Source organism: Alicyclobacillus sacchari, from assembly GCF_004366795.1.
Taxonomy (GTDB): Bacteria; Bacillota; Bacilli; order Alicyclobacillales; family Alicyclobacillaceae; genus Alicyclobacillus; species Alicyclobacillus sacchari.
This window is the reverse complement of record NZ_SORF01000006.1, coordinates 17,666-37,083: the sequence shown is the minus strand read 5'-3', so window position 1 is coordinate 37,083 and position 19,418 is coordinate 17,666. Positions and strand designations below refer to the sequence as shown.

Sequence of the window (19,418 nt, the reverse complement as noted above, 5' to 3'; positions counted from 1 at the left end):
ATGTTGTACGCTGCGAAATCGCACATTGGTCTCGTTCGAACGATGAATCAGGATGGCTTCTCTATCCTGCCAGGGCTCGCTGCGGGAGAACTATACCTCGTCGCGGACGGCATGGGCGGTCCGCAGGCGGGGGACGTCGCCAGTCAGTTGGCCATCGAGCGCGTGGGCTTATACGTGCGCGAGCATCTGCGTCCAGACAGCGATCCGGGCGAGGTTTTACTCTCCGCACTCGCTGTCGCCAATGCTGCGATTTATCAGCAGGCATGCGAAAATGCAAGCTATCGCGGAATGGGCACAACCATCGTCTGCGCTTTTGCCAAGCCTGGCGCGATGTACATCGCGCACGTCGGCGACAGCCGGGCATACATGCTATCTGGCTCCGAGTTTAGCCAAGTGACGGACGATCACAGCTTGGTTGCGGAACTGGTTCGCCGCGGGCAATTGACGCAGGAAGAAGCGAAACACCACCCTCAGCGAAACATCGTAACGCGATCCCTTGGCACCGAGCCGCACAGTTTTCCAGATGTTAACTCGTTCCCATGGCGGCCTGATGATGTCGTCCTGTTGTGTTCCGACGGATTGACCAATTTGGTTACAGATTCTGAGATTCGTTCATTTTTGGAAGAGGCTCGGACTGCCGCAACGGTTGAAGATCTGGAACAGGTAGTCGAGGCTATGATTCAAGCGGCGCTTTCGCGCGGCGGTACGGACAACGTGACGGCTCTTGTCGCGGTGAACCGAGAGGAGGCTGGCAACAAATGACCTCGCGCATTCTTGGAGGCCGTTATCGACTGGAGGAGACGATTGGCGACGGCGGCATGGCAGTCGTCTATCGCGCGGTCGATACGCTCTTGGATCGCGTTGTGGCGGTCAAAATGCTGCGCAGCCAGTTTGTCGAGGACGAGGAGTTCGTTCGCCGTTTCCGACAAGAGGCCCAAGCGGCAGGTCGGCTTTCCCATCCGAATATCGTCAATGTGTACGACGTTGGCATCTCGGAAGGCGAGCAGTACATTGTCATGGAGTACGTCGATGGACCGACGTTGAAGGACGTGATCGTCGAACGTGCGCCCTTGCCTGTGGAAGAGGCCATCGACATCAGCAAGCAGATCTGTTCTGCGTTGCAACATGCACACGACTTAAATGTCGTCCATCGCGATATCAAGCCCCACAACATCCTGTTAAACCGCCACGGTCAGGTCAAGGTGGCCGACTTCGGTATTGCGCGTGCGGTGACGGGGCAGACCATTGCAGACAGACAGGCTACATCTGTCTTAGGTTCCGTTCATTACTTCTCACCAGAACAGGCGCGTGGAGCTCCGACCACAGCAAAAAGCGATATTTATTCGCTAGGTATTGTTATGTACGAGATGCTGACGGGAAAACTTCCGTTTGACGGGAATTCTCCGGTCAGCGTCGCTTTAAAGCACTTGCGCGAGCCGTTTGTCGATCCGCGGGATTTGAATAAATCGATTCCGCAGAGTGTGGAAAATATTATTCTTCGCTGCCTGGTGAAAGCTCCAGAAGGCCGTTATGACAATATGGCCGAAGTTCAGGCCGATCTTGACGTTGCCTTGGACCGCCCAAACGTGCCTAAGTTTACGCCTGCGCTCGAATGTGATGACAAGACCATCGTGGTACCGGCGATGGGGGAACACATTGGCGATAGGTTAGCAAATGCGGGTACGCCCGAGTCAAAGCCAAAAATGCCGCGGTGGAAACGGATCAGCCTGATCACCGGCATCGCGGTATTGGCTGTCGCTGCACTCGGTCTTGGCGGCTATGCCGCGATCGTGTTGGTGACGAACCTGATGACGGTGCCGAATGTGGAATTGCCGTCCGTCGTTGGCAAGCCCGCGTCAAAGGCAGTCACAACGTTAGAAGCTGCGGGTTTCCCGCGCAGTCAAATCGTCGAAAAGTTGGAGCCGAATCTTCACGAAGCGTCAGGTATCGTCTATGAACAGTCGCCACCGGGGCGTACGCAGGTCAAAAAGACCCGAGATATTACTCTTTATGTAAGCCAGGGTGCCCCCAAAGTGGCCATGCCGGACGTGACCAACGAACCGTTTGATCAAGCCAGGCAATCGCTTGTGAGCGCCGGGTTTTCGGCAAACAACATCACGGAGCAGACCGAGCAGAGCACCACAGTGCCGACAGGCCAAGTGATTTCAAGCAATCCGCCCGCAGGCACCTCGGTGCCGTTAAACGCGAAGATCACGCTCACGGTGAGCGAGGAAAAGTATGTCACGGTTCCAAAATTGGTGGGTCTGCCATTGCAGCAGGCGGAAGCGGCGATTCAGGCGGCCGGCTTGACGGTTGGCAGCGTGACACCGAGCAATTTGGTCAACCAAGATCCTCTGGTATCGTACGTGTACCCGTATATTGAGGGAGATTCAGTGCCTGCGGGATCGACCATCAATATGTATGTCGTCAGTAATCCATCCGTTGCGCCGGGCAATGACACATCCAATTCAGGGAATACGGATAACGGAGCAAGTGCGAATGCCACAGATAATACGACCACAGGCCCTAATGGCATGGGCAACGGAACGGGCTTTGGCAACGGCGCTTCGAACGCGCCGGACAACGGTGATGGCAATACGCCGTCGCTAACCAACAGTGGTGCGACCAATGCAGGCGAGGCGCAGCCGCATAGCGTTCAGGTGACGGTCGATCCACCCAAAGGCCCGCCGATTGACGTCGAGATCATGATCGACGACGCGCGCGGTAGCGGGCAGGTGGTTGTCAACCAGCGGATACATCGGCACACCTCGTGGCAGGAAGTGTTGTATTTGACGCCCGGCGAAAAGGGTGATGTCAAAGTGTACGAAGACGGGCAACTCGTTCGCGATTACCCTGTACAGGGATCATGAGGAGGGCGCTGTGGCGGAAGGACGCGTGATTCGGGCTATCAGTGGTTTCTTCGATGTTCAAGATGGTGAGCAACTCCGTCGTTGTCGTGCCCGGGGCGTGTTTAAAAAGCGTGGAACGACCGTGCTTGTGGGAGACAGGGTCAAATATGATCCCATCGGCAGCCATGAGGGCGTGATCGTCGAGGTCCTCCCGCGAGCGACGGAGTTGGTGCGGCCGCCCATCGCCAACGTCGACCACGTCGTCGTGGCGTGTTCGTTCGTCACGCCCGATTTAAATCTATATATGCTGGATAAGACGCTCGTCGCTGCCGCTTCGGCTGGCGTGGAAGCGACAATCGTACTTACCAAGTCCGATCTCGCCACACCTGGCCGCGTCACTGAGATTGTCGAACGCTATCGCGCTATCGGTTACGAAACATATGCGATCGCGGCGAAATTCGGGAACGGCGTGGAGCAGGTGCGCTCTCGCCTGAAGGGACGCATCAGTGTGTTTGCGGGACCTTCCGGGGCAGGCAAGTCAACGCTCGCGAACGCCTTATTGCCTGGTTTACATTTGCAAATGGGTGAAGTCAGTGAGAAAATCGGTCGCGGCAAGCAGACGACGCGCCACGTTGAGCTGTTTCAAATGGACGAGGCGAGCTGGGTGGCGGATGCTCCCGGTTTTAGTCAGCTGCAGTTGGAAGTTGCTTCGCGCGATCTACGCGAGTACTTTATGGACTTTGCCGAGCCCGCGCAGGCGTGCAGTTATCGCGGGTGTTTGCATCTGGACGAAGAAGGATGCGGTGTCAAAGCTGCGGTGGATCGGGCGCTGATCGCTTCGACGCGTTACGTATCGTATCGCCAATTGTACCAAGAGATTCGCGAACAGGAGCTGAACGAGTATTCATGAATGTCACCAAGCTTGCACCATCGATTCTGTCAGCGGATTTTGGGTGTTTAGAGAGGGAAGTGGCGTCGGTCGTCGAGGCAGGATGTGATTGGATCCATGTTGATGTCATGGATGGCCGCTTTGTCCCGAACATCACAATGGGTCCTCTTGTCGTTTCCGCGTTGCGGCGTCGATTTACTTGTACCCTCGATGTCCATCTCATGGTCGAGCAGCCTGAGTCCATCATTCCAGCCTTTGTCGAAGCTGGTGCGGATGTGATCACCATTCATCAAGAGGCGACTCACCATCCACACCGCGCTCTGCAGATGATCCGCAATACAGGTCTTCGCGCGGGTTTGGCACTCAATCCCGGAACGGGACTGGACGGTCTGCCTTATTTGGCTGACGACATCGACCTTCTGCTGGTCATGACGGTGAATCCGGGATTCGGAGGGCAGAACTTGATTCCTGCGACGCTCTCGAAAATTGCCTCTGCCCGTCGCCAATTGGTTGAATTGGGGCATGGTGACGTACTCATCGAAGTGGATGGGGGCATCAATGAGCACACCATTCGCCAGGTTCACGAAGCGGGTGCAAACGTGTTTGTTGCGGGATCTGCGGTGTTTGACCACCCGGATCGCGCGGATGCCCTGGCGCGACTCACCAAGGCCCTGATGTCCTAGAGACTCGGATTCCCCGGTTTTTACGCTCGTCCTTGCACATTTCGACAGAATGCGCATATACATAGCTAGCGACAGAGGCCTATGCCCAGCGCAGAACGGATCTGGGGACAGTCCAGACTCTTCGGAATGGTGTTGCGCTGGTTGCACGAGGGGGGAAGTGGTCTTGAAAGTTTATACGATCAAGCTGCCGCGCTTTCTGGGTGGAATTGTAAAAGCGGTTTTGGGTACCTTCACCAAGGATTCTTGATTTCTTCCGTACATCAGTCGATTCATCAGCATCATTTCATAGCAAGAAAAAAGCACCTGTTCGCAGGTGCTTTTTTCTTGCTTTTTTCTCATGACCGCGCGTTATACGGCGCGCGTTACCTTGCCCGCCTTCAGGCAGCGCGTACATACGCGGATGCGCTTCGTCGTTCCACCGACGTTTGCGCGAACCACTTGCAGATTTGGAAGCCAGCGACGTTTGGTCAAAATGTGCGAGTGGCTGACCTTGTTGCCAACTTGGGGTCCGCGTCCGCAAATTTCACACCGTCTTGCCATGCGAACACCTCCTTCACCAGGCCTGTATCCGTAATTCAAGCACATGCGTTGACATGCTTGGCGAAAATGACCCTGCCTAGCTTAGCATATCGTCCCGGATCCCGCAACCATCCTTCCGGGGACGAATCCGTTTATAGTACAATGAGGAAAATACGCGCCGAGAGCGGAGGGGTTCCATGCCAAAGACGTTTGAAACCCAATATGGAACGATTGCGGTGTCTGAAGACGTCATCGCGACCACGGCAGGGCTCGCAGCCATCGAGTGCGATGGGCTTGCTGGTATGGCGTCGCGTCGCCAGGTGGTAGATAGGCTCACCGAAGTATTTGGGCGTGAGAATCCGGGACGCGGTGTGGAAGTGCGAATTGCAGGAAATGACGACGTCCACGTCGAGCTGTTTATCATCGTGCAGTATGGTGTCAATATTTATGAAACTGCACAGCGAGTCCGCCAAAAGGTAGAGTACGTCCTGGCGGAAACGGTGGGCATCGAGGTCCCGAATATTCAAATCTACGTGCAAGGTGTTAAATTTTAAGCTTTCGTTTTGGAGTGGCCAGTTTTGAACTTGAAACAGCAGAGCGTGCGTGATTTGCCAGGGGTCGGACCCGCCAAGGAGCATGCCTTGGCGGCTCTTGGCATTCATTCAATTCACGATGTATTGCATTATTTTCCATTCCGATACGAAGATAGGCAAATTCGTCCGCTCGTCGAATGGGAAGACGGTTCGCGAGTCACCGTAAGAGCTGTCGTCAGCGGCAACGCGGTTGTGCGCTGGCGTGGCTCAAAGTCGATCTTATCCGCGCGTCTGCGCGTTGATGGTCAACATCTTGTCTTGTGTACCTGGTTTTCACAACATTACCTCAAGTCTCGTCTGACGGATGGTCGATTGCTCGTCGTCACCGGACGATGGGACGCTAAGGCGCAACGCATTGTCGCAGTGGAGACGTCATTTGACGTCTCGGAGCCACGGTCAAAAGGTTTACTGCCTGTCTATCGGGCGAATAAAGAACTTGGTTCGCGTCAAATCCACCAGTTGATTGGGAAGGCCCTGGATCTGCACGCCGATCAGTTATTGGATGTCCTGCCGTATACCTTGGTGCAGAAATATAGGCTCTGGAGTCACCGCGATGCCGTCATCGCCATGCATCGTCCTCGTTCCGCCGAGGATTTGCGGCAAGCTCGACGGCGCTTGGCATTTGAAGAGTTTTTATTGTTTCAAATCCAACTGCACTGGTTTCGCATGCATCGCAAGGATTCCACCGGGGTCGCACGCCACGTTCCAGATGATGCGGTCGAGCGCTTCGCAAGCCTTCTTCCCGCGCCATTGACAGATGCACAAAAACGAGCCTGTTTGGATATTCTCCGGGATCTCCAGGGTGATCGTGCGATGGCCCGATTGATACAAGGCGATGTGGGGTCGGGTAAGACCTGGGTTGCGCTGTTCGCTTGTTATGCGGCTCATCTGGCTGGCTGTCAAGCTGCTTTGATGGCACCAACCGAAATCTTGGCGGAACAACATGCGCGTGAGGCTGAACGCGTGTTGGGCAGGGATGGCGTCTTTGTGAGGCTGTTGACCGGATCTGTTGGAAGTAAGGCGAGACGAGAAATTCTTGAAGGTCTTGCATCTGGTACCATCGATGTCGTCGTTGGAACGCATGCATTACTGACCGAAGACGTGACGTTTTGCAATCTAGGGCTGATTGCAACTGATGAGCAACACCGGTTTGGCGTATCCCAACGATCCGCCCTGCGCAGTAAAGGAACATCGCCTGACGTCTTGATGCTTTCCGCGACACCCATCCCACGGACGTTGGCCCTGGCCGTATACGGGGATATGGATGTGTCATCGCTGGACGAGCTGCCTAAGGGGCGTCAGCCTATTCAGACGATCGCGCTTTCCATGAGTCAAGAAGCGGAAGCCATTCGCTTGATTCGTCGGGAACTTTCAGCGGGGCGTCAGGCTTACATTGTGACACCTGCTATCGAACAGTCGGAAGCGGCGGATTTTACCGCTTTGCTCGACGTATTCGACAAACTTCGCGAGGAACTCGCGGGATTCCGCGTTGGGCTTTTACACGGCAAAATGGTTGTCGATGAGAAGGAAGGGGTCATGCGCGCGTTCCGCGACGGCGAGATCGACGCGTTGGTTGCAACGACGGTCATCGAGGTCGGGATCGATGTAAAAAACGCCACGGTCATGGCCATCTACAATGCGGAGCGGTTTGGCTTGGCGCAGCTTCACCAGCTGCGTGGTCGCGTTGGCCGCGGATCGTACAAGAGTTATTGTATTTTGCTCAGCGAGGCGAACAATGAAACGGCACAGGCGCGGATTCAGACGATGCTGGATACGCAGGACGGTTTCCGCATTGCGGAACGCGACCTGGAATTGCGCGGGCCGGGTGAATTTTTGGGCGTTCGACAAAGTGGCTTACCGCAATTTGCCGTCGGCGATCTGATTCAGGATCATCGCATCATGTCAGTGGCGCGTGACGAGGCAGCACAGCTTCTCGCATCCGATTCGTTTTGGTATTCGCCGGCGACCGAAGCGCTGCGGGAAGCGGTTCAGGTGCCCATCGACGAAACCGTATATCGCGATTAACGCGTTGGACGTAAGTGGCAATTATAAATCCTCCCCTGGCGAACATACTACGTGTACCACGCAAGAGGAGGTGAACACATCATGGCGAATCAAAACGGCAGCAACGAAGTCTTGATTGCAAGCGCAAGCCGTGCCCTCGACCAGATGAAGTACGAAATCGCTTCCGAATTCGGCGTGCAACTTGGTGCCGAAACAACCGCTCGTCAGAACGGTTCGGTCGGTGGTGAAATCACGAAGCGTTTGGTGGCATTCGCAGAGCAACAGCTCGCAGGCCGCTAATCGTTCCGCAAGAGGAAAAGGGGCTAGCCGAATTGTCGGCTGGCTCTTTTTCTTTTTAGGGTGGAGTGTCTACAATAGGATTGGCGACGACATGATAAAGGGTGATGGCATATCCATATTGCAAAAGCGGCGCTGTACGCGTTTCCTAAGCGGACATACACCGCCTGCGTCAGGTGGTTTGTGCGAACAAGGTTGAGCCGTCGTGCCATCCCATGGTTTGTTCGCCATTACAAGGTCGATCTCGACGAGTTGGCGTGCGCCTTGTCGGAGTTCGCGAGCTTGGGCGATTTTTTCGCGCGTTCGCTCAAGGCTGGAGCAAGGCCAATTGAAGAAGGGATTGTATCTCCTGTCGATGGATGTGTCAGCGAGATCGGCAGGCTAACCGACCAGCGCCTGCTGCAGGTGAAGGGCCGTTCCTACAGCCTTGTAGACTTGTTGCAGGACGAACATGCTGCCAAGGTATTTACCGATGGCCACTATGCGACGTTATATTTGAGCCCCAGGGATTATCATCGAGTGCATGCTCCGATCGAATGCGTTCCTGAGCGCCTCGTTCACGTTCCTGGCACGCTGTTTCCGGTGAATGCCTTATCGGTGGCACAGATTGATCAACTATTCGTCAAAAATGAGCGAACGATTACATATTTTCAATCACCCATCGGCAAGTTTGCCTTGGTGATGGTGGGGGCAGCAGGGGTGCGCACCATTTGTCTGCGCTATGCAAATCGACGTGGCCGCGGATCTCTTGACCTTTGTGCGGCATCCCGTTTTGAGCAGGGGGACGAGCTTGGGCACTTTGCGCTTGGTTCCACAGTCATTGTACTCTTTCCCGCAGAAACTCGTGTGCAGTGGACCGTGCAATCTGGAGATTGTGTTCGCATGGGGCAGAAAATTGGGGAAGTATGCCCACGGTAAAAGTGAAGGTCGCTACTTGCGCCACCAAGGTTCTTACCCGTATACTTGCCGGGCATGCTGAAAACTTGTACATTGGTAGAGAAGTGATTTGCGTCTAACCGAATGTTGGGGTGAATGATCAACGTGAAAATTATTATTGCCGGCGGTGACGGATTCTGTGGGTGGCCTACGGCCCTGCACTTTTCCGAACGGGGGCATGAGGTTGCCATCGTGGACAATTGCGTTCGTCGCGAGTGGGATAAAGAACTTGGAACACAGTCACTAACGCCCATCGCTTCGATGGAAGAACGCTTGGCTGCATGGAAGAAGCTTTCCGGCAAAGACATCAAATTTTACTTCGGAGACTTGCAGAACTACGAATTTGTCGAACACGTGTTTCGAGATTTCCAACCTGAGGCTTTTGTTCACTTTGCTGAGCAGAGGTCTGCCCCGTATTCGATGATCGATCGCGAACACGCGGTGTTTACACAGGTAAACAACGTGGTTGGGACGCTCAATGTATTGTTTGCCATGAAGGAGAACACGCCTGATTGCCACCTGATTAAGCTGGGTACAATGGGTGAATACGGGACGCCGAACATCGACATCGAAGAGGGGTACATCCGCATCCAGCACAAGGGCCGCGAAGACGTGCTGCCATATCCCAAGCAGCCGTTTTCGTTCTACCACTTGTCCAAGGTACATGACAGCCACAACATCATGTTTACCTGCCGTTCGTGGGGCATTCGTGCCACGGATTTGAACCAGGGTGTCGTGTATGGGCTTTGGACAGCGGAGACCAAGCAGGACGAGCAGCTGTACAATCGGATCGACTACGATGGCGTGTTTGGCACCGCGCTCAATCGCTTTTGTATCCAAGCGGCGGTCGGGCACGACCTCACCGTGTATGGCAAAGGCGGACAGACGCGTGCGTTCCTCGACATTCGCGACACGTTGCAGTGTATTGAGCTTGCTGCGCTGCATCCTGCGGATCGCGGCGAATTCCGCGTGTTCAACCAGTTCACCGAGCAGTTTTCGGTGCTAGAACTAGCCGAGCGCGTACAGCGCGTTGCCGCTGAAATGGGGTTGGACGCGAAGATTGCGCACCTGCCTAACCCGCGCGTCGAGAAGGAAGAGCATTACTACCACGCCGTGCACACCAAATTGCTCGATCTCGGGCTCCAACCGCACCTGTTGTCTGATGAACTGATTCGCGAGTTGATCGAGACGGCACAGCGCTATCGCGATCGCGTTGATTTCAATGTCATTCGTCCGAATGCGACTTGGAGGTAACCTGTAGCCATGAGGATTGCGATGTTTACGGAGACGTTCCTGCCGTCGACCGACGGGATCGTCACGCGCCTATGCGCCACATTGCGCTATCTGGAGCGAGAAGGTCACGAGGTGCTGCTGTTCGCGCCGTCTGGTTCGCCGCGGGAGTACGCCTCCGCAACCATCGTTGGCATACCTGCGATGCCATTTATCCTCTATCCGGAAAAGCGGTATGCCTTGCCCTTGCCACGAATTGGCCGCAAGGTCAAGGCGTTTCGCCCGGATCTGATTCACGTTGTGAATCCGGCTTTTCTTGGAATAGGCGGGATTTATTACGCGTGGCGTTTTCACTTACCGCTCATTGCTTCCTACCACACCAATGTGCCGGCATATGCCCACCACTATAAACTCGATTTTCTGGAACCCGCACTTTGGTGGTACTTCCGAACCTTACATAACCGCGCTCACTTGAATCTGGCAACTTCGCGTGCAACACTTCGCGAACTCGAAAAGCACGGGTTCCAGAACCTCGATCTTTGGGAACGTGGCGTGGACGTCGACCTATATCAGCGGGCACAACGCAGTGAGGATATGCGCAGACGCCTGGCTCCCATGGCTTCGCCGGACGATCCGGTGCTCTTGTACGTGGGGCGCTTGGCCTCGGAAAAGAACATCGAGCGCATTCGCCCGTGCATGGACGCGATTCCGAACTTGCATCTGGCGATTGTCGGAGACGGGCCGCACCGCCCCGAATTGGAGCGCATCTTTGCTGGAACAAAGGCGCATTTCACGGGATACTTGCACGGCGAAGAGCTTGCGCAGGCGTACGCCTCGGCGGATGCGTTTCTGTTTCCATCGACGACTGAGACATTGGGTTTGGTTCTCTTTGAGGCCATGGCAACTGGATTGCCGGTTCTTGCAGCGGATAGCCCGCCGACGCGCGAGGTGCTGGAGGATGGAAGAGCTGGATTCATCTTTAATCCGGACTCGACCGAAGCGATGATTGAAATGGTGAAGACCGTCATGTCCGATGAAAGCAGACGCAGCGCCGTTCGCGAGCGCGGCCTTGAAATTGCGCGATCGCTCGATTGGGAGGGACCGAGTAAACAATTACTCGGCCATTACCAGAGGGTTTATGAGATGTATGGCGTGCTGGCGGGCGCCGTACAATCGAGCACCCGCTGAGCTTACGTGGAAAACGGCAATCAAAGCTTTTGTAGAGCGGTTTCGACGACATGGGCCATGTGGACGAGCTTTGCGTCTTGTCCGCGTGGCCCAATGATTTGTAGGCCCATGGGCAGGCCGTCGACGTTGCCTGCTGGTATCGAGATGGCGGGCAACCCAGCGAGGTTCCACGGGTTGGTGAAGCGAGTCAAAAGCGGGCGCACGGCTTCCTCCTTGCCGCGCACTGTCACCGTCGTTGCGCCAAGCGGCGGGGCAGGAATCGGGACAGTGGGAAGCAAGAAACAGTCGTAGCGTTGAAGGTAACGATCCATTTCCGCTTGAAAGTTCTCCTGGAAGGTACGGCTCGCAATGTAATCTGTCGTAGGCACGTCGTGACCTGCTTGGAGCCGGGCCAAGACGTCAGAACCGTAATCGGCTGGGTGATCCGCAAGTGATTGTGCATGGGTCGCATACGCTTCTGCGCCGAGAATATTGCCTTGATGAATGGCAATTTGCCCGCCGTCGACAGGTACCTCGCCGGCAACACGGATGAGTCCCTCGCGGGACAATAACGTGCACATGTTGGAGAACCATTCGGCGACACGCTGCGATGCGTAGGCGTCAACCAGGGATTGCACCAGCCCGGCTGCCATGGGACGAATCTGGTCCGCTTCGGTTTGTCCTTGGCTCCACGTCCCAGGGGCAAGGCCTGCCATGACTTCAGCTACCCGTGCGGCGTCAAGGACTGTGTTGGCGAAAGAGCCTACGTGATCGAGTGATGGCGCCAGCGGATAAACGCCATCTGTAGGGATGGCTCCAAAGGTCGGTTTGAGGCCGACGACTCCCGTAAAGGCTGCGGGAATGCGAACACTGCCACCTGTGTCCGTGCCGACGCTGACGAGGGCCATGCCGGCTGCCACGGATGCTGCGCTGCCGCCGCTCGATCCGCCGGTGATCCGAGTGGGATCGAGCGGATTGCGCGCCGATCCGAAATGAGGATTCTCATTGGTCACCCCAAACGCGAATTCGTGTAGATGTGCCTTGCCCAAGACAATGGCGTGTGCACTCTGCAGCCTTTGCACGCAGACCGCAGTCGTCTGTGGCTGATGCTCACGATATTTCGCTTGGCCGTATGTCGTCGGTGCGAATGACGTGTCAATCAAGTCTTTTACCGATACCGGCACGCCGGCAAGCGGTCCGAGTGCCTCCGGGAAGCCACTTGCAAGGGCGTCCAGCGCCATGGCTTCGCGTTGGGCTCGGTCGGTACAGACGTGTAGGTATGCACGCAAGGTTTCGTTTTGCCTTTCGATCCGCCGCAGGTATCCGGCGATGTTCGCAGCGGCGGTCAGCGATCGCTCCGCAAGTGCTGTGCGCAGTTGAACGACGCTTCGCGGCGACTGGTCCTGTGTCATGGACGATGCTCCTTTTGCGTGAGCTTGGTGAATGGCCTATGGAGTATTATACTACGCCACCCAAACTGCTGGAGCCGATGGCGGTGACATTCGAAATGATACAGAAAAACCTCACGCCCGGGTACGCGTGAGGTTTTCTGGTGTCAGGCCAGCTGACACGTTCTGGGAGAGGAGAAACCGGAGGAAGAGTGGATGGGGATTGCCTCTTCACACACGGTTGCCTACAACAGCTGTCGCCGTTGATGTTTTTATTCTCGACCGCCAGATTGGAAGTTATACCAGAGGTGGTGCGCATCTTCAGAATTTGGTGCCCGCAAACTGATGTGGTACTTTGAACGTAACGATAATGATGTTGGGAAGCCCTATTGTATTTACAGGTGGTGTGGTCTACAGGTGCGTGTGATCGCAGGAAAGTGGAGAAGCATGCCTTTGGTTGCGCCGAAAGGGGCCGCGACGAGGCCGACGACGGACAGGGTCAAGGAATCGATGTTTAATTTGATTCCGCACAGTTTATCAGGGGTCGTGGTCGATTTGTTCGCCGGATCGGGGGCCCTTGGCATTGAGGCCCTGAGCCGGGGAGCAGAGCGAGCCATCTTCGTCGATCGCGACGGCAAAGCTTTGCGAACGGTTCGTGACAACCTGGTGCGGGTGCATGGCCTTGCTCAAGCGGAACTGTGGCAAACGCACTGGCGCCACGCGATAGCACGATTGTCTACCGCAGATGACGCACTGGCGTACGTATTCGTCGATCCGCCGTATGCCGAGCGATTGTGGCAACCGGTTTTAGAGGCCTTGCCAGCAAATCGGGTTGTCGGCGGTGTCGTCTGCGAACTTCCCAAGGAGATGGAACTGCCCGACTTGATCAACCATTTTGCCAAGGTGAAGTATAGGGTGTATGGCGATATCGCAATAGCCCTTTATCAACCTGTCGTTGGCTAAGAGACGAAGGGGATGACCATGCGCAAGGCGGTGTACCCAGGTACCTTTGATCCGTTTACGCGCGGACATTTGGATGTGGTCGAGCAGGCCGCGCCATTGTTTGACGAATTGATTGTTAGTGTGTTGCACAATCCGAATAAACGGCCCTGGTTTGATGTAGAGACGCGTATGGCGTTGATTCGTGATGCGGTTTCTGGAATCGGCAATGTCCATGTGGATTCTTTTGAGGGTTTACTCGTAGATTATTACCAACGGAAATCGTTTGTTTGCGTGGTGCGCGGCGTGCGCAACGATTTGGATTTGCAGGCAGAACTGGCGATGGCGCATGTCAATCGATCGCTTGCTGAGGACGTGCGGGTCGTCTTCATTCCGACGTCGCCGGTGTTTGGATTTGTCAGTTCCTCGCTCGTCAAAGATGTCGCTATGCACGGCGGCGATGTTTCACAGTTTGTCACGCCGCGCGTAGCCGAGGCGCTACTGGCACACGTGTCGCGCTGAGGGGGCGATGTTTGTGGCTGATGCGCGCGTGGGATTGGCCTTGGGTTCGGGCGGTGCGAAAGGTTTTGCACACATCGGCGTGATCGCGGCGTTGACCGACAGTGGTGTGCCGATTCATGCGGTGACCGGATCGAGCATGGGAGCCTTGGTTGGCGCTGTCTATGCAATGGGCGTCGGTCCGAATATGCTGAAAGCCTTGGCAACCGGGCTGCGCCGGCGTCATTGGATCGACTTCACGGTGCCGAGGATGGGGTTGATCCAAGGGGACAAAGTGCACGAAGTGGTCTCGCTGATGACGCGCCAGGGCACGTTTGCCGACACTCAGATTCCTCTCGCCATTGTCGCCACGGACTTGGTTTCTCGTAAGCTCGTTGTGTTTCGCACTGGTCTCATCGCCGACGCCGTTCGCGCAAGCATCTCGATCCCAGGCGTATTCGTGCCGGTGGTTCGCGACGGCGCCGTCTATGTGGATGGTGGAGTGATCGAACGAGTGCCAGTCCAAGCGGCTTGGGATCTCGGCGTCGATGTCGTCGTTGGCGTCGACGTGTCCTTCACGCCCGTTGGCACTGTGCCGACATCGATGCTGGACGTGATCGTGCAGAGTTTGGGCCTGATGCAAGACGAGGTATATGCACATCGAACGCAACTTGCGACGGTGAATATTGTCCCAGACGTTGCCCATATTGGCACCTCGCAATTTGGACGCGCAGCCGAGGCCATCGACATCGGCTATCGGGCGACAATGGAACAGATGGATGCGATTTGGCGGGCCATTCGCCAGGCGCAAGCCTTGTTTTCGTAGACGTCAAACGATCGACCGGGCGCGGCAGGAAGGGGATATGGATACGATGAAAATCGACGTTCAGGAATTAAAGCGAGAGGGAGAAGTGGATGTGGCAGAAGTCGTCTCGCTGCCGCGCGTCGCGCAATTGGTCGTCGATATCGAAGCGGTGGATGATGTCGACGTACGTGTTCATGCAACATATCGGCAGCCCTTGATCGAGGTGACGGGATGCCTTCGCACTGTGGTTCACTATCGATGCAGTCGGTGTCTCGGCGGCTTTGAACGCGTATTGGAAGCGCCGCTCCATGAGACCTACACGCTTTCCGCGGACGCCGCAGACGACGAGATTCGACAGGTGGCAGATGATGAAATCGACTTGACGCCAGAGCTCGAACAAGCGATGTTTTTGGCGATCGACGAACGCCCGCTGTGCAGCGAGACGTGCCGAGGCTTGTGCCCGGTATGTGGCTCTAACCGCAATGAACGGGACTGTGACTGCGATACGCAAACAATCGATCCGAGATTGGAAGCCCTCAAGGGGTTGCTTTCAGATGGCCCTTCGGAGTAAGATAGCATGCGGTAGTCTGTAAAGGGGGTGTCCTGTGTGGCGGTTCAACAACATCGTACCTCGAAAACCAGAAAACGCCTGCGTCGAACGCACTTTAAGCTTGAGAAACCAACGCTGGTCACTTGTCCGCAGTGTGGGGAGTACAAGCTTCCGCACCATGCGTGCAAAAACTGCGGTACGTATAAAGGGCGGACTGTTCTCGCGGTGAAATAAGTCTGAGCAGGAAAAAGGGCTGTCCTAACGGGCGCAGGGAACTCAGCGCGCACAAAGGACAGCCTTTTTGTCTCTTGCAAAGCATATCGAATCATATATCGGTACATAGGTTTTAGGACATGGATCATAGACTGGTCCATGAATTCAATATATGATTATGTGGTATTCCGTCTCTCCCAAGAGAGGTTTGAACATGCGTTGAAAGAGGGTATTCATTCTGAAGAAATCCGAGCGCCGGTACGCGCTTGTCGCACTTCTCGAACAAAATCCGTTTGCAACCGACGAGCAGTTGGCGGAACAGTTCGGCGTCAGCGTCGCAACCATCCGGTTGGATCGCAGTGCGCTTCACATACCAGAAGTTCGAGAGAGAATTCGCCGGATGGCGTCGGACCGACAGGATGATCTGCGGTCGCTCGACGAACAGGATTTGGTCGGGCGGCTGGTTAAGCTTGAGTTGAACCGGTATGCGGAATCGGAGTTGACCATTCAGCCTGTTCACGTATTCCGGAGAACCAATATTGTCCGTGGACATGTGTTGTTTTCACAAATCAACTCGTTGGCCATCGCCCTGATGGACGCTGATCTCGCCGTGACCGCAAAGACCGAACTGCGTTTTGCGCGACCTGTGCACCTCGGGGAGACGGTACGCGCTCGCGTCGACGTGATCGGAGAGCACGGAGATATCGTCCGCTGCCGAGCGGTCAGTCACGTCTATGGGGACGTTGCGGTGCAAGGGGTGATCTGGGTGCATAAGGACCCGTCAAACCTAGGGGCACAGTTCATGGATGAGGGGGATGCCGATTGATCACGATTGTCGTGGATGCAATGGGTGGCGATTATGCTCCGGTTGCTCCCGTGGAAGGGATCTGCGAGGCGGCGGCCGCATTCTCCGACACGCACTTTATCGTTATTGGCGATGAACAGAGAATTGTGGAATTGGCGAAGGGCCGTTTTCCTGCGAACGTGTCGGTCAGGCACACTGACGTCGTCATCGCTGGGGAAGAAGAGCCCGTACGCGCTGTGCGCCGCAAGCCGAATTCATCGTTGGTCATGGCCGCGCAGATGGTGGCAAACGGCGAGGCGAATGTGATGGTTTCCGCCGGCAACACGGGTGCCATCATGGCGGCAGGTATGCTCGTCATCGGTCGTCTGCCCGGTGTGGAGCGGCCTGCTTTGGCGCCCATTTTACCGACATTTGACGGTAGGGGTGTCCTCTTGCTGGACGCGGGCGCGACGATGGATGCTTCGGCCGAAAATCTGTTGACCTATGCGTATATGGCGGACGCGTATGTAAAACACGTTCTCGACATCGAAAACCCGCGGATCGGGCTGTTGAATGTGGGAACAGAAGATTCGAAAGGAAACGCAGTTGTCAAACAGACGTTCACTCTGCTTTCGCAATCTCAACTGAACTTTATCGGCAACGTCGAGGCGAGGGAGATGATGGCAGGGTCTGCTGACGTCGTCGTTTGTGACGGGTTTGTCGGCAATGTCGTGCTCAAGCTTGCGGAAGGTATCGGCATTGGTCTGTTCTCTGGTATTCGCGAAGCGCTGACGAGCAATGTAACGTCGCGCTTGGGCGCCATGCTGGTGGGTGGCAGGTTGCGTTCTTTACGCAACCGATACGACTGGGCCGAGCATGGGGGCGCCCCTTTTCTAGGCGTCAATGGAGGCTGTATTAAAGCGCATGGAAGCAGCAATCCACGCGCATGGTACATGGCTTTGTCGCAAGCGCGCAAGTTTATTGCGAACGATTTGCTGAGCAAACTGTCGACGGCCATGGAAGAGCGGAACGCTCGTATTTCGGTGCCAGATCATCAGTATGGAGATGTTGAAAAATGAATGTAGCGTATGTGTTTCCCGGCCAAGGTGCGCAGTACGTGGGCATGGGACAGGCGCTTATCGATGAGTATCCGGTTGCGCGGGCGGTCTTCGAGGAAGCCGACGACGTACTCAATATGCATTTGACCCGCATGATTCTGTCCGGTCCTGAAGATGAATTGAAATTGACTTATAATACGCAGCCGGCCTTGTTGACCATGAGTGTGGCTGTTTTGCGTGTGCTCGCTGAACGGGTCGATATCCAGCCGACCGCTGTCGCCGGCCACAGCCTTGGCGAATACAGCGCTCTTGTTGCAGCCGGAGCCATCTCGTTTCAAGATGCAGTCCGGCTCGTATATCAACGCGGTCGGATGATGGACGAGGCCGTTCCTGCGGGTGATGGTTCGATGTCGGCTGTGCTTGGCCTCGATGAGGAGCAACTTGCAGCTGCTTGCCGTCAAGCTGCAGAGGAAACGGGTCAGGTCGTCGAGCTGGCCAATGTCAATTGCCCAGGGCAAATTGTCATCTCTGGCACCACGGCCGCGGTTGGCAGGGCTTCTGAACTCGCAAAAGCGAGTGGCGCGAAACGCGTGTTGCCGCTTGCCGTAAGCGGCCCGTTTCACTGTAGCTTAATGCGACCCGCGGCGGATGCCTTGGGAGAACTTTTGGACAGCGTCGACATCCAGGCTGCCAAGGTGCCTGTCGTCGCCAATGTGGACGGCCATCCCCGCACAACGGCAGCCGATTTGCGCGAGGCGCTGAAGCGACAGTTATGCATGCCGGTGCGCTGGTGGGATAGTGTGCTTGCCATGCGCCGCCTTGGTGTCGACGTGATCGTCGAATTAGGTCCCGGAACGGTACTGTCTGGACTTGTACGGAAAATTGATAAATCGCTCGAGACTTTGCACGCCGAAGATCCTGCGACGCTCGACGCGGTTTGCAGACGTATGACCAACGGGGGCGAAGAAGTGTGAGCGAACAAAAAGTTGCGATTGTCACAGGGGCGTCGCGCGGCATTGGCCGATCCATCGCGATCGCGCTGGCAGACGCGGGACATCATGTGGTTGTCAACTACTTGGGAAGCGAAGATGCTGCTGCACAAACAACTGCTCTTGTCGCGGAGCGCGGTGTCCGTGCGCTAACAATAAAGGCTGATGTAAGCCAGAGCGACCAGGCGGCCAAGTTGGTCGAAACTGCACTTGAAGAGTTTGGGCGAGTCGATATACTCATCAATAATGCCGGGATCACTCGTGATGGCTTGCTGATGCGAATGAAGGACGACGATTGGAACGACGTGCTCAATACCAACTTGCGCGGAGCATTTTATATGCTTCGTCAGGTTTCGCGCCCGATGATGAAGCAGCGTTCCGGATCCATCGTCAACATCACGTCTGTTGTCGGGCTGATGGGCAATGCCGGTCAGGTCAACTACGCCGCCGCAAAAGCGGGTCTGGTTGGTTTAACCAAGGCAGCGGCAAAGGAACTGGCGCCGCGTAACATCACCGTCAATGCCATCGCGCCGGGATACATTGAAACAGACATGACCGCGGCGCTCGGAACCGAGGCTTTGGAGGCTTTGCTTCAACACATTCCCTTGGCACGCAGAGGTACTCCGGAGGACGTCGCGAATGCCGTTGTGTTTTTGGCGTCGGAAAAAGCGCGTTATATTACAGGGCAGGTACTGGCTGTCGACGGCGGCATGGTCATGTAGTATACTGCAAAAGGAGGTGAGACGATGGCAAACGATGTGTTTGAACGCGTAAAAAAGATTATTGTCGACCGACTCAGCGTCGATGAAGATAAGGTGACACTGGACGCTACCTTTAAAGACGACCTCGGTGCAGATTCTCTCGATATCGTCGAGTTGATTATGGAGTTGGAAGACGAGTTCGACTTGGAAATCTCTGATGAAGACGCTGAAAAAATCAGCACCGTGGGCGATGTAGTTACATACATCACGGAGCACCAGGGATAATCAGGCTGATGTTTGGCATAGTCCCGTGCGCGAGCCGGGGC

Annotated in this window: 23 protein-coding genes; 21 read left to right on the top strand and 2 right to left on the bottom strand. The window is 55.7% G+C overall.

From position 1 onward, the window contains the following. From C7445_RS07595 to spoVM, 5 genes are read left to right on the top strand one after another with little or no spacing between them, the layout of a single operon-like run. Positions 1–762: a Stp1/IreP family PP2C-type Ser/Thr phosphatase gene (locus C7445_RS07595; RefSeq protein ID WP_134159486.1), complete on the top strand. Its 762-nt coding sequence runs from the start codon at positions 1–3 to the stop codon at positions 760–762. Beyond that, positions 759–2,870 (top strand): Stk1 family PASTA domain-containing Ser/Thr kinase, encoded by a 2,112-nt coding sequence (gene pknB, locus C7445_RS07590; RefSeq protein WP_134159485.1) that lies wholly within the window; start codon positions 759–761, stop codon positions 2,868–2,870. The genes C7445_RS07595 and pknB overlap by 4 nt, the downstream gene beginning before the upstream one ends. Before the next feature lie 10 nt (positions 2,871–2,880). Further along, entirely contained in the window at positions 2,881–3,759 is an 879-nt protein-coding gene (gene rsgA / locus C7445_RS07585; RefSeq protein ID WP_134159484.1) for a ribosome small subunit-dependent GTPase A, read from the top strand. After that, on the top strand, positions 3,756–4,421 hold the full coding sequence (gene rpe / locus C7445_RS07580) for a ribulose-phosphate 3-epimerase (RefSeq protein ID WP_134159483.1): 666 nt from the start codon (positions 3,756–3,758) through the stop codon (positions 4,419–4,421). The genes rsgA and rpe overlap by 4 nt, the downstream gene beginning before the upstream one ends. Positions 4,422–4,470: 49 nt before the next feature. Continuing rightward, a complete protein-coding gene (spoVM, locus tag C7445_RS14985) occupies positions 4,471–4,668 on the top strand; it encodes a stage V sporulation protein SpoVM (protein WP_424922996.1) in 198 nt (65 codons plus the stop codon). A gap of 101 nt (positions 4,669–4,769) precedes the next feature. Here the strand turns inward: spoVM and rpmB are convergent, their stop codons facing one another. Then, positions 4,770–4,961 (bottom strand): 50S ribosomal protein L28, encoded by a 192-nt coding sequence (rpmB, locus tag C7445_RS07570; RefSeq protein ID WP_040289405.1) that lies wholly within the window; start codon positions 4,959–4,961, stop codon positions 4,770–4,772. Between the two features lie 176 nt (positions 4,962–5,137). Here rpmB and C7445_RS07565 point away from each other — a divergent pair, with 176 nt between their 5' ends. The 6 genes from C7445_RS07565 (at position 5,138) to C7445_RS07540 (ending at position 11,188) form a co-directional block, all read left to right on the top strand. After that, a complete protein-coding gene (locus C7445_RS07565) occupies positions 5,138–5,494 on the top strand; it encodes an Asp23/Gls24 family envelope stress response protein (protein ID WP_134159482.1) in 357 nt (118 codons plus the stop codon). A 24-nt stretch (positions 5,495–5,518) separates the two neighbouring features. After that, positions 5,519–7,558 carry an ATP-dependent DNA helicase RecG gene (recG, locus tag C7445_RS07560; protein ID WP_134159481.1) on the top strand — a complete coding sequence of 680 codons (2,040 nt, stop codon included), beginning with the start codon at positions 5,519–5,521 and terminating at the stop codon, positions 7,556–7,558. 81 nt (positions 7,559–7,639) lie between these two features. Then, positions 7,640–7,837 (top strand): alpha/beta-type small acid-soluble spore protein, encoded by a 198-nt coding sequence (locus C7445_RS07555; protein ID WP_134159480.1) that lies wholly within the window; start codon positions 7,640–7,642, stop codon positions 7,835–7,837. Positions 7,838–8,017: 180 nt separating this feature from the next. Continuing rightward, on the top strand, positions 8,018–8,752 hold the full coding sequence (gene asd / locus C7445_RS07550) for an archaetidylserine decarboxylase (protein WP_243835045.1): 735 nt from the start codon (positions 8,018–8,020) through the stop codon (positions 8,750–8,752). Positions 8,753–8,875: 123 nt separating this feature from the next. Continuing rightward, positions 8,876–10,024 (top strand): NAD-dependent epimerase/dehydratase family protein, encoded by a 1,149-nt coding sequence (locus C7445_RS07545; RefSeq protein ID WP_134159478.1) that lies wholly within the window; start codon positions 8,876–8,878, stop codon positions 10,022–10,024. A 9-nt stretch (positions 10,025–10,033) separates the two neighbouring features. Further along, positions 10,034–11,188: a glycosyltransferase family 4 protein gene (locus C7445_RS07540; protein WP_134159477.1), complete on the top strand. Its 1,155-nt coding sequence runs from the start codon at positions 10,034–10,036 to the stop codon at positions 11,186–11,188. A gap of 20 nt (positions 11,189–11,208) precedes the next feature. Here the strand turns inward: C7445_RS07540 and C7445_RS07535 are convergent, their stop codons facing one another. Beyond that, positions 11,209–12,579 (bottom strand): amidase, encoded by a 1,371-nt coding sequence (locus tag C7445_RS07535; protein WP_134159476.1) that lies wholly within the window; start codon positions 12,577–12,579, stop codon positions 11,209–11,211. Between the two features lie 423 nt (positions 12,580–13,002). On the opposite strand from C7445_RS07535, the gene rsmD reads away from it, so the two are divergent. The 10 genes from rsmD (at position 13,003) to acpP (ending at position 19,377) form a co-directional block, all read left to right on the top strand. After that, positions 13,003–13,518 carry a 16S rRNA (guanine(966)-N(2))-methyltransferase RsmD gene (rsmD, locus tag C7445_RS07530; RefSeq protein ID WP_243835044.1) on the top strand — a complete coding sequence of 172 codons (516 nt, stop codon included), beginning with the start codon at positions 13,003–13,005 and terminating at the stop codon, positions 13,516–13,518. A gap of 12 nt (positions 13,519–13,530) precedes the next feature. Then, positions 13,531–14,016: a pantetheine-phosphate adenylyltransferase gene (gene coaD / locus C7445_RS07525; protein WP_243835043.1), complete on the top strand. Its 486-nt coding sequence runs from the start codon at positions 13,531–13,533 to the stop codon at positions 14,014–14,016. Between the two features lie 7 nt (positions 14,017–14,023). Beyond that, entirely contained in the window at positions 14,024–14,818 is a 795-nt protein-coding gene (locus C7445_RS07520; RefSeq protein WP_134159474.1) for a patatin-like phospholipase family protein, read from the top strand. 37 nt (positions 14,819–14,855) lie between these two features. Continuing rightward, entirely contained in the window at positions 14,856–15,368 is a 513-nt protein-coding gene (locus C7445_RS07515) for a YceD family protein (protein WP_243835041.1), read from the top strand. A gap of 36 nt (positions 15,369–15,404) precedes the next feature. Beyond that, positions 15,405–15,581, top strand: coding sequence for a 50S ribosomal protein L32 (gene rpmF, locus C7445_RS07510; protein ID WP_074693168.1), 177 nt, complete (start codon positions 15,405–15,407; stop codon positions 15,579–15,581). A gap of 214 nt (positions 15,582–15,795) precedes the next feature. Then, positions 15,796–16,386 (top strand): transcription factor FapR, encoded by a 591-nt coding sequence (gene fapR, locus C7445_RS07505; RefSeq protein WP_341770544.1) that lies wholly within the window; start codon positions 15,796–15,798, stop codon positions 16,384–16,386. Beyond that, entirely contained in the window at positions 16,386–17,423 is a 1,038-nt protein-coding gene (plsX, locus tag C7445_RS07500) for a phosphate acyltransferase PlsX (RefSeq protein WP_243835061.1), read from the top strand. Before fapR ends, plsX begins: the two co-directional genes overlap by 1 nt. After that, positions 17,420–18,376: an ACP S-malonyltransferase gene (fabD, locus tag C7445_RS07495; RefSeq protein ID WP_134159472.1), complete on the top strand. Its 957-nt coding sequence runs from the start codon at positions 17,420–17,422 to the stop codon at positions 18,374–18,376. The genes plsX and fabD overlap by 4 nt, the downstream gene beginning before the upstream one ends. Continuing rightward, a complete protein-coding gene (gene fabG / locus C7445_RS07490; RefSeq protein ID WP_134159471.1) occupies positions 18,373–19,113 on the top strand; it encodes a 3-oxoacyl-[acyl-carrier-protein] reductase in 741 nt (246 codons plus the stop codon). The genes fabD and fabG overlap by 4 nt, the downstream gene beginning before the upstream one ends. A gap of 24 nt (positions 19,114–19,137) precedes the next feature. Next, positions 19,138–19,377: an acyl carrier protein gene (gene acpP, locus C7445_RS07485; RefSeq protein WP_006446918.1), complete on the top strand. Its 240-nt coding sequence runs from the start codon at positions 19,138–19,140 to the stop codon at positions 19,375–19,377. Positions 19,378–19,418 lie beyond the last annotated feature (41 nt).